Consider the following 14239-nt stretch of genomic DNA (forward strand, 5'->3'; position numbering starts at 1 on the left):
ACCTCGGTGTCCTGGAACGGGCCGCGACCGCCGAGGCGCTGTTGCTGGCCGAGCTGGGGAACTAGACGTCCAGCTCGCGCCGGAGTTTGGCCACGTGACCGCTGGCTTTGACGTTGTACTGCGCGACCGCGATTTTGCCTTTCTCGTCGACGACGAACGTCGAGCGGATGACACCCTGTACGGACTTGCCGTACATCTTCTTCTCGCCGTACGCACCGTAGGCCGTCAGGACTTCGCGCTCGGGGTCGGACAGCAGCGGGAACGTCAACTTCTCGGCGTCGCGGAACTTGGCCAGCTTCGCCGGCTTATCCGGGGAGATGCCGACGACATCGATGCCGGCGCCGTCCAGTTCCTGCAGGTTGTCGCGGAAATCGCAGGCCTGCTTGGTGCACCCGGGAGTCGACGCGGCGGGATAGAAGTAGACGACGACACGGCGGCCCTCGAAGTCTGCCAGCGACACGGTCTTGCCGTCGGCGTCGGGGAGTTCGAAGGCGGGCGCTTTGTCGCCGGGCGCCAGCCGTGCGGTGTCGGTCAACGAACGTCCCTTTCTGTTCACCAGCAAGTCAGGGTTATCGCCGGCTGATCTAGGGTAGTGCGTCAGGTGCATCAGGCTGACGTGGCAGGCGGAGTTGGAGGGCAGAGACGTGGCGAACCGGGATCCCGAAGCCATCAAGCAGGACATCGACGTCGCCCGCGACAAGCTGGCGGCTACTGTCGACTCGCTCGCTGCCCGCGCGAATCCCCGCCGAGTGGCCGACGACGTCAAGCTCCGGCTGGTCGAGTTCGTCAAGAAGCCCGCGGTGATGGTGTCGCTGGCGGCCGTCGGTGCTCTGGTCGTCGTGGTTTTCGTCCGCAGGGCCAGGAGTCGCTGACCGTCGAGCGGTCGGCGTCGCGGCGTTGGGATGCGGTTTCTCGCACATCAACTGAGGCGGCGGCGTTAACGCGGTCTGGCAGCGCCAGCTGGTGGATGGTCCGCAACGTCTGGAGATATTGGCTCACAAGCGAGCCGGTGGTGTAGGGCAGGTCGAATTTTTCGCATAGCGCCCGGACCCTGGTGGCGATCTGGGCGTAGCGGTTGCTGGGCAGGTCGGGGAATAGGTGGTGCTCGATCTGGTAGCAGAGGTTTCCGCTGGCAAAGGCCAGCAGTGGGCCGGCGTCGAAGTTCGCGCTACCCAGCATTTGGCGCAGATACCAATCCGGCTTACTTTCCTCCTCGAGCGCTGCGGCGGTGAACTTCGCCGCGCCGTCAGGAAAATGCCCGCAGAAGATCACCACGTAGGCCCATAGGTTGCGGATGATGTTGGCCGCGACGTTCGCGCCGAGGGTCCGGCGCCACCGGGAGCGGCTCAGCGCCGGAAAGAACAGGTAGTCCTTGGACATCTGCCGAGCGATCTTCCTGTAGAGCGCTCGCGACTGCTTCCTCTTCTCGCTATCCGTCTTTGCGCGCTCGTGCGCGGCATGGATGCCATGTAGGGCGATGCCCAATTCGAACACCATCGCCAACAGCAGATTGCGCAGCGGCTGGAGAAGACTGACCGGCTGCCACGGCTGGTCTCCAGTCACCCGCATGATGCCGAAACCCAGATCATCGTCCATGTCCAAGACATTGGTGAACATATGGTGTCGGTAGTTGTGGGAATACCGCCATTGCGACGATAAACCGACCATGTCCCACTCCCAGGTGTTGGAGTGGATCTCGGGATCGTTCATCCAATCCCACTGGCCGTGGCCGACGTTATGCGCGATTTCCATGTTCTCGACGCATTTGGCGAAGGCCAGGGCCGCAGTCCCCGCAATCCACCCGATCTTGGAGCGGCTGGCGGCGATCAGCAGCCGCGCACCGACTTCCAGCGTGCGCTGGAACGCGATGGTGCGCCGGATATAGGCGGCATCGGGCGCGCCGCGAGATGCTTCGATATCGCGGCGAATCGCGTCGAGCTCAGCGCCCAGTGTTTCAATATCGCTCTTGCTGAGATGCGCATACTGGGCGACATCGGTGATAGCCAAGGAATGTCCAAGGTTCGATTCGGCAGCGGCTCTCAGGCCGCTGAACAGGAAACCGGGAATGTGTGGGGTGGTTCCACGTTGTCTGGGAACCTGAGGGCCGGCGGTGCTGGGGCAACCCCATTCTCGTTGAGGTCGTGGCCCTCCATCAAGTTGTTCGGGGTGTGGGTCCCCCGGTCGGTGCGAGACACTCCTGCGCCTCGCATCCCACGTCGCGCTTCCAATCTACAGTCGGGTAACCGCGCGGCGACGGGCAACCCGGCGATCACTACTGAGTGCGCCGTCAGGGTTTCGAACCCCGGACCCGCTGATTAAGAGTCAGCTGCTCTACCAACTGAGCTAACGGCGCTAGGTCTTCAGCCAGCGACAATAACAGGCACTGGCTGGCTCGGGCGAATCTGCAGACAATCGCGGGAGCGTCACAAGTGCAGTCGCCGCTTGGCTCTAAACTACTGGCGAGTTTACAAGTTTGTCGGGTCGGACGGGGAGCAGCTTTAGTGTCAGTGGCGCATGCGCGTTGGCGTCGATTGTGGTTAAGCGCGCTGATCATCCCTGCGGTCGTCTTGGGCGCCGGCGCTTGCAGCAGCGATGACGCCGGAACGCCGGAGAAGGTGATCTTCGATAAGGCCAGTCCGTACAGCGATCTGCTCGTCCCGAAGCTGACCGCCTCGGTGACCGACGGCGCCGTCGGCGTCGCGGTCGACGCGCCGGTGACCGTCAGCGCCGAGGACGGTGTGCTGGCCGGTGTGACCCTGATCAACGAGAACGGCAGGTCGGTCAACGGCGAGTTGACCTCCGACGGTGTGCGTTGGTCGACCACCGAACCGCTCGGCTTCAACCGGCGCTACACGCTGACCGTCAAAGCGCGCGGCCTCGGCGGGGTGGCCAGCCGTCAGATGACCTTCGAGACCCAGTCGCCGCAAGACCTCACGATGCCCTACGTCTTACCCCTCGACGGTGAAGTCGTCGGTGTCGGAGCGCCGGTGGCGGTCCGGTTCGACGAGGACATCGAAAACCGCGCCGCGGCCGAGAAGGCGATCGTGATCAAGGCGGACCCGCCCGTCGAGGGGGCGTTCTACTGGCTGAACAACCGCGAAGTGCGGTGGCGTCCTAAAGAGTTCTGGAAGCCGGGGACGGCGGTCAACGTCGCAGTCAACACCTACGGCGTCAAGCTGGGCGACGGGCTGTTCGGTGAAGACAACGTCAACACCCACTTCACCATCGGTGACGAGGCCATCGTGACCGTCGACGACAACACCAAGACGCTGACCGTGCACGTCAACGGCGAGGTCGTGAAGACGATGCCGGTCTCGATGGGGAAGGACAGCACCCCGACCGCCAACGGCACCTACGTCGTCGGCGAGCGATACAAGCACATCATCATGGACTCGTCGACCTACGGCGTGCCGGTCAACTCGCCCAACGGCTACCGCACGGATGTCGACTGGGCGACTCAGATCTCCTACAGCGGCGTTTTCGTGCACGCCGCGCCCTGGTCAGTCGGGGCGCAGGGCCACACCAACACCAGCCACGGCTGCATCAACGTCAATACCAGCAATGCGATGTGGTTCTACGACCACATCAAGCGGGGCGACGTCGTGCAGATCAGCAATACCGTCGGCCCGACGCTGTCCGGTACCGAGGGACTCGGTGACTGGAACATCCCCTGGGAGCAGTGGCACGCCGGTAACGCCAACGCCTGACGTCAGGCCTTGATGACTGAACGCTTGAGGATGTACCCCACCTGCGGCACCGCGATGTCGGGGATGGGCTTCCAGTCCAGCGTGCGGCCATCGAGTTGGAAGCCCTTGGCTTCGTAGAAGCGGCGTGCGCGGTGGTTCTTTTCAGCGCACCACAACACGACGTCACCGCCAGGGTGTGCGGTGATTGCGTCGGCGAGCAGCAGAGTGCCCACGCGCTGTCGTTGACATTCGGGCGTGACATAGAGAGCGTCGATTTCGAGTCGGTCGGGACGGTCCGGCGCAGGTCCGACAATGCTCACGCCGACGGGGGCACCGCCGGACTCGGCGAGCCACATGGCCCACCCGGGCTGGCTGAGCTTTTCTGGATAGACGTTGTCGGCCCAGTGCAGTGGATCGTCGAACAGATCGAGCAACACAGGCGGCAGGATGCCGCTGTAGGACTGCCGCCACGCCCGGTAATGCATCTGCGCAACCCGGCGGTATTCCTGCAGTCGGGCTTCGCGGATCTCGACAGTGATCGGCATCAGCCGCCTCCGGACCGTCTCTGCGACAGGCGAGCAATAGGCTCAAGGCCCCGAATTACGGCCCTGGCCTGTTGGGGTGAGTGACGGGACTCGAACCCGCGACATTCAGGATCACAACCTGACGCTCTACCAACTGAACTACACCCACCATCGCCACCAGCCGACCCAAACACCTGGGCGACAGCGGCGTCGTCGATACTAGCCGCTCGGGTGCTCGGCAGCCGAATCGATTCTGTCCGGCGCGCCCGACTCCGGGCCAAATTCCGCGGCGACCGCGGCGATTTCGCTGGTGGCAGGTCCCGGAGCGGGTACGAACGCGGTGCGCCGGTAGTACTGCAGCTCGCGGATCGATTCGTGGATGTCGGCGAGCGCCCGGTGCGTAAGCCCCTTGACCGGTTGGCCGAAGTAGATGCGGGGATACCAGCGCCGGCACAGCTCCTTGATCGAGCTCACGTCGATCATCCGGTAGTGCAGGTAAGAGTCGAGAGCCGGCATGTCCCGGGCGATGAAACCCCGGTCGGTGGCGATCGAGTTGCCCGCCAGGGGCGCGGTCTTGGCTTGCTTGACGTGTTGGCGGATGTAGTCGAGCACCATCGTCTCAGCGGTCGCCAGATCGACCGTCGAGGCCTTGACCTCGTTGATCAGGCCCGATCGGGTGTGCATGTCGGCCACGACGTCGATCATCGACGACAGGGCAGCGTCATCGGCGTGGACCACGACGTCCACGCCGTCGCCGAGGATGTTCAAGTCAGCGTCGGTGACCAGAGCGGCGATTTCGATCAACTTGTCTGATTCCAGGTTGAGCCCCGTCATCTCGCAGTCGATCCACACCAATTCGTCGCGCACAGCGCTCAGCGTAGCCACTTGCCGGTAGCCGTATTCAAAGCAACCGCAGGTCGGTGCCAGTAGTGTCAAGCATTGCCCGCCGTAGTCACCGAACCGCCGGAGAAAGGCACGCGGCACCATGAGCGCTGAATCAACATCGAGCACGGACCCGGCCGGGACACCCGCTCAGAAGATCGCCGCCGGATATGCCGTCGAGGGCCAGGCGTTGGAGTTGGGAACGGTGGTCGTCGACGGTAAGACGGACCCCGCCGCGCAGATCCGCATCCCGCTGGCCACGGTGAATCGCCACGGTCTGGTGGCCGGGGCTACCGGCACGGGCAAGACGAAGACCCTGCAGCTGCTCGCCGAGCAACTGTCGGCAGCAGGTGTGCCGGTGCTGATGGCCGACGTCAAGGGCGACCTGTCCGGGCTGGCGCGACCCGGGCAGGGCAGCGACAAGATCACCGCACGCGCGAAGGAGACCGGCGATCCGTGGGAGGCGGCAGGTTTCCCGGTGGAGTTCTACTCGCTGGGTACCGGCGGCATCGGGGTGCCGATTCGGGCTACCATCGCCGGCTTTGGTTCCGTCCTGCTGTCGAAGGTGCTGGGCCTGAACACTACTCAGGAGTCCACGCTCGGATTGATCTTCCACTGGGCCGAGCAGCAGGAGTTACCGCTGCTGGACTTGAAGGACCTGCGCGCGGTGATCGCCCATCTCACCAGCGACGCAGGCAAAGCCGAATTAAAAGCGCTGGGCGGGGTTTCGGCGGCGACGGCCGGCGTCATCCTCCGGGCGCTGGTCAACCTGGAAGCCGAGGGCGCCAACACCTTCTTCGGCGAGCCGGAATTTGAACCGCGGGATCTTGTCCGCGTCAATCACGACGGCCGCGGGATCATTTCGCTGGTGGAACTCGGTGATCAGGCCGCGCGTCCGGTGTTGTTCTCCACATTCTTGATGTGGGTGCTGTCCGAACTGTTCAAGTTCATGCCGGAGATCGGCGACCTGGACAAACCCAAGCTGGTGTTCGTGTTCGACGAGGCACACCTGTTGTTCACCGATGCGTCGAAAGCGTTCCTGGAGCAAGTCGAGCAGACCGTCAAACTGATCCGCTCGCGGGGGGTCGGAGTATTCTTCTGCACCCAACTGCCCACCGATGTGCCCAACGACGTGTTGTCGCAACTGGGGGCCCGTATCCAGCACGCTCTGCGTGCGTTCACCCCGGACGACCAGAAGGCGTTGACGAAGACCGTCCGCACGTACCCGAAGACCGATGTGTACGACCTTGGTTCGGCATTGACGTCGCTGGGCATCGGCGAGGCCGTCGTCACCGTGTTGTCGGAGCGCGGCGCTCCGACCCCGGTCGCGTGGACCCGGCTGCGGTCGCCGCGGTCGCTGATGGCGGCCATCGGTAACGACGCGATCGGCGGCGCGGCCAAAGCCAGTCCGCTGCACACCAAATACGGTCAGAGCGTCGACTCGCGGTCCGCCTACGAGATCCTGAACGAGAGAGCCGCCCAGGCCGCCCCGCCCGAGCAGCCGGCCGCCAAAGGAAAAGCGTCGAAGCCTGCTCCGCCGGAGAAGAAGCCGGGCCCGTTCAAGCGCTTCGTCAACAGCCGCGGCTTCCAGACGTTCCTCAACGCGATGGGCCGGGAGCTGGTTCGGAGCCTGCTCGGCAACAGCGGCAACAAGCGCCGACGCCGATAGTTCATCCACCCAACTTCTTGTAGAAGCTGCCGACGATCGGTGCCACGACGGCGCGCGGAGCGTACTGGCTCGCCACCGACATCGCCTTCGACGTCACGCCCGGTACGACGCGCATCTTGTTGCGCGCCAACGCATCCAGCGATAACCGGGCGGTGTGCTCGGTGGAGATCCACAAGAACTCCGGCACCAGTTTGTCCACCAGCGAGGCGTCCGCCGGATCTGGCAGGTCCGTGCGCACCGGCCCCGGCGCCAGCACCGTGACGTGCACACCCGTGCCACGCAGTTCACCTCGCAGCGACTCACTGAACGTGTTGACGAAGGCTTTGCTGGCGGCATAGGTGGCGTTGTAGGGAATCGGCGAATTACCGGCCGCCGAACCGGAAATCAGAATGCCGCCGGCTCGGCGTTCGAGCATCCCCGGCAACACCGCCAAAGCGAGGTCGTGCACGCCGAGAACGTTGAGCTGCACCTGCGCTCGTTCGGCGACAGGATCGAGCGCTGAGACCGGGCCGAAGGTCGCGGTACCGGCGTTGGCGCACAGGATGGAGATGTGCCGGCCGGCCAGTTCGTCGGCCAGCTTCGCCCGGTCGCCGGGGTCGGCGAGATCGGCCGGTCGCACCTCGACGACGACGCCATACTGATCGGCCAACCGGCCGGCCAGGGTGTTGAGCACATCCTCGCGTCGCGCGGTGACGATCACATTGTGGCCGCGGGCGGCGAGCTCGGTGGCCAGTGCTTCGCCGATGTTCTGCGACGCTCCGGTGACAACGGCGCGGGCGTCGGGGCTGGGAGCGGGTATCGGCATGCGGCAATCGTAGACAGGTCGCCCGAAGCGGCCGCGCGCACGGCGGGTCGTCTGAGTGACATATACGCTGCCGAAATGGGCAATCCGGGGGGCGTGCAGGTGTCTCATCGCGCCCGGGTGCTGGCGTGGGCGCTGTGGGAGTTCGGTGCGACCGGCCTGAACGCGATCGTCGTGACGTTTGTGTTCTCGGTGTACCTCACCGGCACCGTCGGCGAGGGCACGCCGGGCGGCACTTCGCCCGCGAGTTGGCTGGGCCGGGCGCTGTCGGTGGCCGGGTTGACAATCGCGTTGCTGGCGCCGCTGATCGGCGTGTGGGTGGAGGCGCCGCGGCGACGCCGGCTGGCCCTAACCCTGCTCACCGGCCTGGCCGTGACCTTCACCTGCCTGATGAGCCTGATTCGCGACGATCCGCGGTATCTGTTGCCGGGTCTGGTACTGCTCGCCGCGACCGCGGCCTGCAGTGACCTGGCGAGCGTGCCGTACAACACCATGCTCAAGGAGCTCTCCACCCCGGAAAGCGCGGGCCGGATCTCCGGTTTCGGCTGGGCCGCCGGATACACCGGCAGCGTTTGCCTGCTGCTGGTCGTCTACCTGGGCTTTATTTCCGGCAAGGGGCCCACCCGCGGTTTGCTGCACCTCACCACTCACGACGGCCTGAACGTGCGGGCCGCCATGCTGCTGGCTGCGGCGTGGCTGGCGGTGTTCGCCGCACCGCTGCTGTCGACCGCTCGCAAACTGCCCGCCGTCGACGAAGAGCCACAGCCCAGCGGCGGCCTGCTGGGTGGCTACCGCAAACTGTGGTCAGAGCTGACGGTCGAATGGCGACGGGACCGCAACCTGGTGTTCTTCCTGGTGGCCAGCGCGGTATTCCGGGACGGATTGGCGGGATTGTTCGCGTTCGGTGCGGTGCTCGGTGTGAACGTCTACGGTATTTCTCAGGCTGAGGTGTTGATTTTCGGTGTTTCCGCGAGTGTGGTCGCCGCGTGCGGTGCGGCGTTGGGCGGACTGTTCGACGATCGAATCGGTTCCAAACCCGTGATCGCCGGATCTCTGGCGGCGATCATCGCGGTCGGACTCGTCTTGATGACGTTGTCCGGTGCACGGGCGTTCTGGATCTGTGGACTGCTGTTGTGCCTGTTCATCGGACCGGCCCAGTCGTCGGCGCGCACTTTGCTGCTGCGGATGTCCAGGGAGGGCAAGGAGGGCGTGGCGTTCGGGCTGTACACCATGAGCGGCCGCGCGGTGTCCTTCTTGGCGCCCTGGCTGTTCTCGGTCTTCGTCGACGCATTCCACGGCACGCGGTTCGGCATGGGCGGACTCGACGTCGTGCTCAGTGCCGGCCTGCTGGCGCTGCTGCTCGTCCGGGTCCCGCGCCGCGTCGAACGCCGGGAAGCTCCGCAATCGGAAAGTCTGCTCTAGAAGGGAGAACGTCGGCCTTATCTTGCCGCGTCGCACACGGTCAGGCCCACGCCGGTGCGCTGGTGGGCTGGTACCCCGTCGACTGTGACCGAGCAGGTGACGTTGTGGCCGATGTTGACGATCGTGACGGTGGCCCGTTGATTTCTGGACTTGGGCAAGCTGACTTCCTTGCTCCACGGCAGGGCGACGTTGAACTCGATCTGCATGACGCCGTCGTTGTCCACGTAGCTGATGCTGATCGCCCGGCCTTCGCCGGTGACGTTGTAATCCACGGTTTCGGACGGACCGGCGGTGGTCGTCTCCGGGGCGGTGCTGGGAACCGGGCTGGTCGCGGGGGCTGACGGCGGTGCGCTGATGCTGGGCGACGCGCTGGTCGTCGGTGGTGATTTCGAGCCGGGCATCGCGGGCAACGGCGGAACCGCTGTCTCCTTCTTCGCCGATCCGTTGGCTATCACCAGAGCGATGACGAGTGCCACAACGAGTAACACCGCCGCGCCGGCCGCGATCCACAACCAACGCGGCGGCTTCGACTGCCTGGGCGGCGACCCGCCCTGTGGCGGTTCAGCGGGCGGGAATTGGCCGTACTGCCATTCCGGCGGGGAGTGGCCTTGCAGCCAGTACTGCGGCAACCGGTCGGTCGGGGCGGTTGCGTTCGGGTCCCGTTGTGGAGGAACGGCCGATCCGTACGTCGGACCGTAGGGCACTTGTCCGCTGTAAGCGGGATCGGTGCGGGGCTGATAATCGGCGCGCGGCTCGGTCGCTTCCAACCTCTGTCGAGCTCGGCTGCTACGGCGTGGATCGATCATGCCCGCCTCATGATTTGCAGGGTACCCAAACGATCGACCTGGATGGGCTGATCGTAAGTCGCGGTCAGCGGCCGCGGGTCACGATCGGCGGTCGGTACCGGCCTGCAAGGCAGCGACCGTCATAGCTTTCAGCACGGCGCGGGGACGCGCTGCTGTAGACGGTCTGGTGTCTGCCGGCTTCAGGCTGTGCGGTGTGGAGTTCAGCAACCCGAATACGGCATGGGCCCTGAGGCGGGCGTCGGTCTCGGCCAGCTCCGGGTGCAGCCGGCGAAGCACGCCCACCCAGACCTCGACATACTGCCGCTGGGCCCGCCGGACCTGGCGCTCGGCCGCAGCCGGTAGCTGGGCGAGGTCGCGGTCTTGGATACGGATGAGGTCGGGTTCGCCCAACGCGAAGTCGAGGTGAAAGTCGATGAGGCCGGCCAACGCCGCGGCCGGATCGTTGCTGTCGGATCGGACCTTGCGGGCGCCGGCAAGCAGCCGGGTGCTGATCCCGACCAGCAGTTCGACCAGCAGCGATTCCTTGTTGGGAAAGTGCCGGTAGATCGCGGGACCACTGACCCCGGCGGCGGCGCCGATGTCCTCGAGCCGCACCGCCGGAAAGCCGCGCTCGGCGAACAGTCGCTCGGCGGCGGTGAGCAACTGCAGGCGCCGGTCGGATTTCAGGCGGCTGCGGCGATTCGGGTTGTCGGTGCGACCGGCCGGGGCAGACGCTGACATGACCGCCTCCTGGACACTTCGGTTAATCGCCACTAACATAACACGAGTTAGTCGTCGTTAACCGAATTGGTGGGCACCGAATGACCTCTCCGGCGGCGCATCGCGAGGCGCATCGTGCCCTGGTGTCGCAGTTGCGCGAGAAACTGGCCGCGGCGAGCCTGGGCGGAACGGAACGCGCCCGCACTCGCCACGTGGGACGCGGCAAATTGCTGCCACGTGACCGGGTGGACGGTCTGCTCGATCCGGGCAGCCCCTTCCTGGAGGTTGCGCCGCTTGCCGCCGACGGCATGTACGACGGCGAATGCCCGGCCGCGGGCATCATCACCGGAATCGGCAGGGTCTCAGGCCGGGAATGCATGATTGTGGCCAATGACGCCACCGTCAAGGGCGGAACTTATTACCCGGTCACGGTCAAGAAGCATTTGCGCGCACAGGAGATCGCCGGCCAGAACCGGCTGCCCTGCATCTACCTCGTCGACTCCGGCGGCGCATTCCTGCCGCGCCAGGACGAAGTGTTTCCCGACCGTGAGCACTTCGGCCGCATCTTCTACAACCAGGCCAAGCTGAGCGCCGAGGGTGTTCCGCAGATCGCGGCTGTTCTCGGATCCTGCACGGCCGGAGGTGCTTACGTTCCGGCGATGAGCGATGAAGCCGTCATCGTCCGCAACCAGGGCACCATCTTCCTGGGCGGCCCGCCGCTGGTGAAAGCCGCCACCGGCGAGGTGGTCAGCGCCGAAGAGCTCGGCGGCGGAGATCTGCACTCCAAAACCTCCGGCGTCACCGATCACCTCGCTTACGATGACCGCGACGCGTTGCGCATCATCCGCCGCATCGTCGCAACCCTGGGTCCGCGTCAACCGCCGGTGTGGGACGTGCTGCCCACAATTGAACCGATCGCTGACCAGACCGAACTTTACGACGTGGTGCCCGTCGACGCCCGGATCCCCTACGACGTGCGCGACGTCATCACACGCCTTATCGACGCGGGCGAATTCCAGGAATTCAAGGCCGAGTACGGCGGTACGCTGGTCACCGGGTTCGCCCGCATCCACGGCCACCCGGTCGGCATCGTCGCCAACAACGGCGTGCTGTTCTCCGAATCAGCGCTCAAGGGCGCGCATTTCATCGAGCTGTGCGACAAACGGTTGGTGCCGCTGCTGTTTCTGCAGAATATCAGCGGCTTCATGGTGGGCCGCGACTACGAGGCGGCCGGCATCGCCAAACACGGAGCCAAAATGGTGACCGCGGTGGCGTGTGCGCGGGTGCCCAAGCTGACCGTCGTCATCGGTGGCTCTTACGGGGCGGGCAACTACTCGATGTGCGGGCGGGCGTATTCGCCCCGTTTCCTGTGGATGTGGCCCAATGCCCGGATCTCGGTAATGGGCGGTGAGCAGGCGGCGTCGGTGCTGGCCACGGTGCGTGCCGAGGCGTTGGAGAACGCCGGCAATTCGTGGTCAGCCGACGAGCAGGAGGGGTTCAAGGCTCCCATCCGCGCGCAATACGAACACCAGGGCAATCCGTACTATTCGACGGCCCGGCTCTGGGATGACGGTGTCATCGACCCGGCCGACACCAGAACGGTTGTCGGACTGGCTCTTTCGGCGGCAGCCAATGCGCCGGTCGAGCCGGTCTCCTACGGCGTCTTCCGGATGTAGCGCGGATGGGTAGGGGAGAGCTGCGCACCGTTCTGGTGGCCAACCGGGGTGAGATCGCCGTCCGGGTGATTCGGACGCTGAAGGAGATGGGCATCCGGTCGGTGGCGGTCTACAGTGACGCCGACGCCGGCGCCCGCCATGTCGTCGAGGCTGATCTGGCGGTGGCGATCGGGGCGGCGCCGGCGCGCGACAGTTATCTGAACATCGCTGCGGTCGTCGACGCCGCGGCGCGTAGCGGTGCCCAAGCCGTGCACCCCGGGTACGGATTCCTGTCGGAGAACGCCGAATTCGCCGCAGCACTGGCATCGGCGGGCGTGACCTTCATCGGTCCGCCGGTCGCTGCCCTCCATACGATGGGCGACAAGATCGCCGCGAAGGCTACCGTCTCGGCATTCGGCGTACCCGTGGTGCCCGGCATCGCACGCCCCGGGTTGACCGACACGGAACTGATCGACGCCGCCGACGAGATCGGCTTCCCGGTCCTGGTCAAGCCGTCCGCGGGTGGCGGTGGCAAAGGGATGCGCATGGTCGAGCGGCTCGCGGACCTGGGCGCGGCGCTGGCCGCCGCCCGCCGGGAGTCGGCCGCCGCGTTCGGTGACGACACGCTGTTCCTCGAACGATACGTGTTGCGACCCAGGCATATCGAAGTCCAAGTGCTGGCTGATGGCTTCGGCAATGTGGTGCACCTGGGTGAGCGCGAATGCAGCCTGCAGCGCCGCCATCAGAAAGTCATCGAGGAGGCGCCTTCGTCGTTGCTGGATGCCGCGACCCGCGCCCGCATCGGCACCGCGGCCTGCGACACGGCGCGCAGCGTGGACTACGTCGGTGCCGGCACGGTGGAGTTCATCGTCTCCGCCGACCGGCCCGACGAGTTCTTCTTCATGGAGATGAACACCAGGCTGCAGGTGGAACACCCGGTGACCGAGATGGTCACGGGGTGGGACCTGGTGGCCTGGCAGGTCCGAATCGCCGCGGGGGAGAAGCTGACCGTCGCCCAAGAGGACATCGTCGCGCAGGGACACGCGATCGAGGCCCGGGTGTACGCCGAGGACCCCGCCCGAGGATTCCTGCCGACCGGCGGCGATGTGCTGGAGGTCGTCGAACCCAGCGGCCCTGGCGTTCGGGTCGATTCCGGACTTATTGCGGGCATGACTGTCGGCAGCCAGTACGACCCGATGCTGGCCAAGGTGATCACGCACGGCGCCGACCGGTCCGCCGCGTTGCGTGCGCTGGATCAGGCGTTGGCGAGTACCGCCGTGCTCGGCGTCGTCACCAACATCGAATTCGCGCGCTTCCTGCTGGCCGATGCCGACGTGGCCGCCGGCCGGCTGGACACCGGGCTGCTGGACCGCCGTGCCGGCGATTTCGTTGCGGCACCGCCGACGGACGAGCATTTCATCGCCGCGGCGGCCTACCGTTGGTTGCGGCTGTGGCCTGCGCCGGATGGCGATCTCTGGGCGTTTCCGTCGGGGTGGCGGTTGGGTGCCCGGGTGCCGGTGGGATTCCGGCTGCGCGGCGGGGAGCGCACTGACCACGTCTACATCACCGGCACGCCTGAGGCGGCGGTGGTGCGCGTCGAGGACGGCGAAACACGCACGCTGCAAGCAGCTTCCGACGGCCGGTGGCTCGTGCTGACGCTTGACGGTGTGCGCTGCCGATTTGTCGTCGCCGCCGCCGACAACCAGGTATGGCTGGCCGGCGCAGGCGTGACCGCGATGATCGAAGAGGTGCGGGAGGCGCCGGTGCGTGCCGAGGACACCCACACCGGCGACGCGGATCTGCGCAGCCCGATGCCGGGCACCGTCGTCTCGGTGGGCGTCGCGGACGGCGCCGAGGTGACCGCTGGAACCGTCGTCGTGACGGTGGAGGCGATGAAGATGGAACATGCGTTATCGGCGCCCGTCGACGGAGTGGTCGAGCTACTCGTCGGCGGCGGTGAGCAAGTGAAGGTCGGTCAGCCGCTGGCCCGAATCACGGCCCAATCAGAATCAACCAGCAGAGGATGAAGCGTCATGAACGCACCGACGACGATGCAGAGCGAAGCGATGAGGAGGAGGTGGCGCTGATGAGCGC

General features: G+C 65.8%; 13 protein-coding genes and 2 tRNA genes. 6 read left to right on the forward strand and 9 right to left on the reverse strand.

The features are described from left to right. Positions 1-61 precede the first annotated feature (61 nt). Complete coding sequence (gene bcp, locus WA317_RS05080) at positions 62-535, reverse strand: thioredoxin-dependent thiol peroxidase (RefSeq protein ID WP_425172005.1); 474 nt, start codon at positions 533-535, stop codon at positions 62-64. A 109-nt stretch (positions 536-644) separates the two neighbouring features. Between bcp and WA317_RS05085 the strand changes: the two genes are divergently transcribed. Next, a complete protein-coding gene (locus WA317_RS05085; protein WP_425172006.1) occupies positions 645-872 on the forward strand; it encodes a DUF3618 domain-containing protein in 228 nt (75 codons plus the stop codon). Here the strand turns inward: WA317_RS05085 and WA317_RS05090 are convergent. Continuing rightward, positions 787-2007, reverse strand: coding sequence for a fatty acid desaturase family protein (locus WA317_RS05090; protein WP_425172007.1), 1221 nt, complete (start codon positions 2005-2007; stop codon positions 787-789). The genes WA317_RS05085 and WA317_RS05090 overlap by 86 nt on opposite strands. Before the next feature lie 273 nt (positions 2008-2280). Then, positions 2281-2353 (reverse strand) — tRNA-Lys (locus tag WA317_RS05095). Positions 2354-2501: 148 nt separating this feature from the next. Here WA317_RS05095 and WA317_RS05100 point away from each other — a divergent pair. Next, on the forward strand, positions 2502-3707 hold the full coding sequence (locus tag WA317_RS05100) for a L,D-transpeptidase (protein ID WP_425172008.1): 1206 nt from the start codon (positions 2502-2504) through the stop codon (positions 3705-3707). A 2-nt stretch (positions 3708-3709) separates the two neighbouring features. Here WA317_RS05100 and WA317_RS05105 read toward each other — a convergent pair whose 3' ends face one another. The 3 genes from WA317_RS05105 to orn form a co-directional block, all read right to left on the reverse strand. Continuing rightward, on the reverse strand, positions 3710-4231 hold the full coding sequence (locus tag WA317_RS05105) for an N-acetyltransferase family protein (RefSeq protein ID WP_425172009.1): 522 nt from the start codon (positions 4229-4231) through the stop codon (positions 3710-3712). 72 nt (positions 4232-4303) lie between these two features. After that, positions 4304-4379 (reverse strand) — tRNA-His (locus tag WA317_RS05110). Between the two features lie 50 nt (positions 4380-4429). Beyond that, complete coding sequence (gene orn, locus WA317_RS05115; RefSeq protein ID WP_425172010.1) at positions 4430-5077, reverse strand: oligoribonuclease; 648 nt, start codon at positions 5075-5077, stop codon at positions 4430-4432. Positions 5078-5195: 118 nt separating this feature from the next. Between orn and WA317_RS05120 the strand changes: the two genes are divergently transcribed. Beyond that, a complete protein-coding gene (locus tag WA317_RS05120; protein ID WP_425172011.1) occupies positions 5196-6761 on the forward strand; it encodes a helicase HerA-like domain-containing protein in 1566 nt (521 codons plus the stop codon). A 1-nt stretch (position 6762) separates the two neighbouring features. On the opposite strand, the gene cmrA is transcribed toward WA317_RS05120, so the two are convergent. Next, positions 6763-7566, reverse strand: a complete 804-nt coding sequence (gene cmrA, locus WA317_RS05125; RefSeq protein WP_425172012.1) for a mycolate reductase — start codon at positions 7564-7566, stop codon at positions 6763-6765. A gap of 75 nt (positions 7567-7641) precedes the next feature. On the opposite strand from cmrA, the gene WA317_RS05130 reads away from it, so the two are divergent. Next, the gene (locus WA317_RS05130; RefSeq protein ID WP_425172013.1) at positions 7642-8985 is read left to right on the forward strand and encodes an MFS transporter; all 1344 of its coding nucleotides are present in this window, start codon (positions 7642-7644) and stop codon (positions 8983-8985) included. Positions 8986-9002: 17 nt separating this feature from the next. Here WA317_RS05130 and WA317_RS05135 read toward each other — a convergent pair whose 3' ends face one another. After that, the gene (locus WA317_RS05135; RefSeq protein WP_425172014.1) at positions 9003-9791 is read right to left on the reverse strand and encodes an MmpS family transport accessory protein; all 789 of its coding nucleotides are present in this window, start codon (positions 9789-9791) and stop codon (positions 9003-9005) included. A 78-nt stretch (positions 9792-9869) separates the two neighbouring features. Further along, complete coding sequence (locus WA317_RS05140) at positions 9870-10511, reverse strand: TetR/AcrR family transcriptional regulator (protein WP_425172015.1); 642 nt, start codon at positions 10509-10511, stop codon at positions 9870-9872. An 80-nt stretch (positions 10512-10591) separates the two neighbouring features. Here WA317_RS05140 and WA317_RS05145 point away from each other — a divergent pair, with 80 nt between their 5' ends. After that, positions 10592-12166, forward strand: a complete 1575-nt coding sequence (locus tag WA317_RS05145) for a carboxyl transferase domain-containing protein (RefSeq protein ID WP_425172016.1) — start codon at positions 10592-10594, stop codon at positions 12164-12166. Between the two features lie 5 nt (positions 12167-12171). Beyond that, positions 12172-14172, forward strand: a complete 2001-nt coding sequence (locus WA317_RS05150) for an acetyl/propionyl/methylcrotonyl-CoA carboxylase subunit alpha (protein ID WP_425172017.1) — start codon at positions 12172-12174, stop codon at positions 14170-14172. The last annotated feature ends 67 nt before the right edge of the window (positions 14173-14239 follow it).

The sequence above is a fragment of the Mycobacterium sp. genome (assembly GCF_049802695.1).
Classification (GTDB): domain Bacteria; phylum Actinomycetota; class Actinomycetes; order Mycobacteriales; family Mycobacteriaceae; genus Mycobacterium.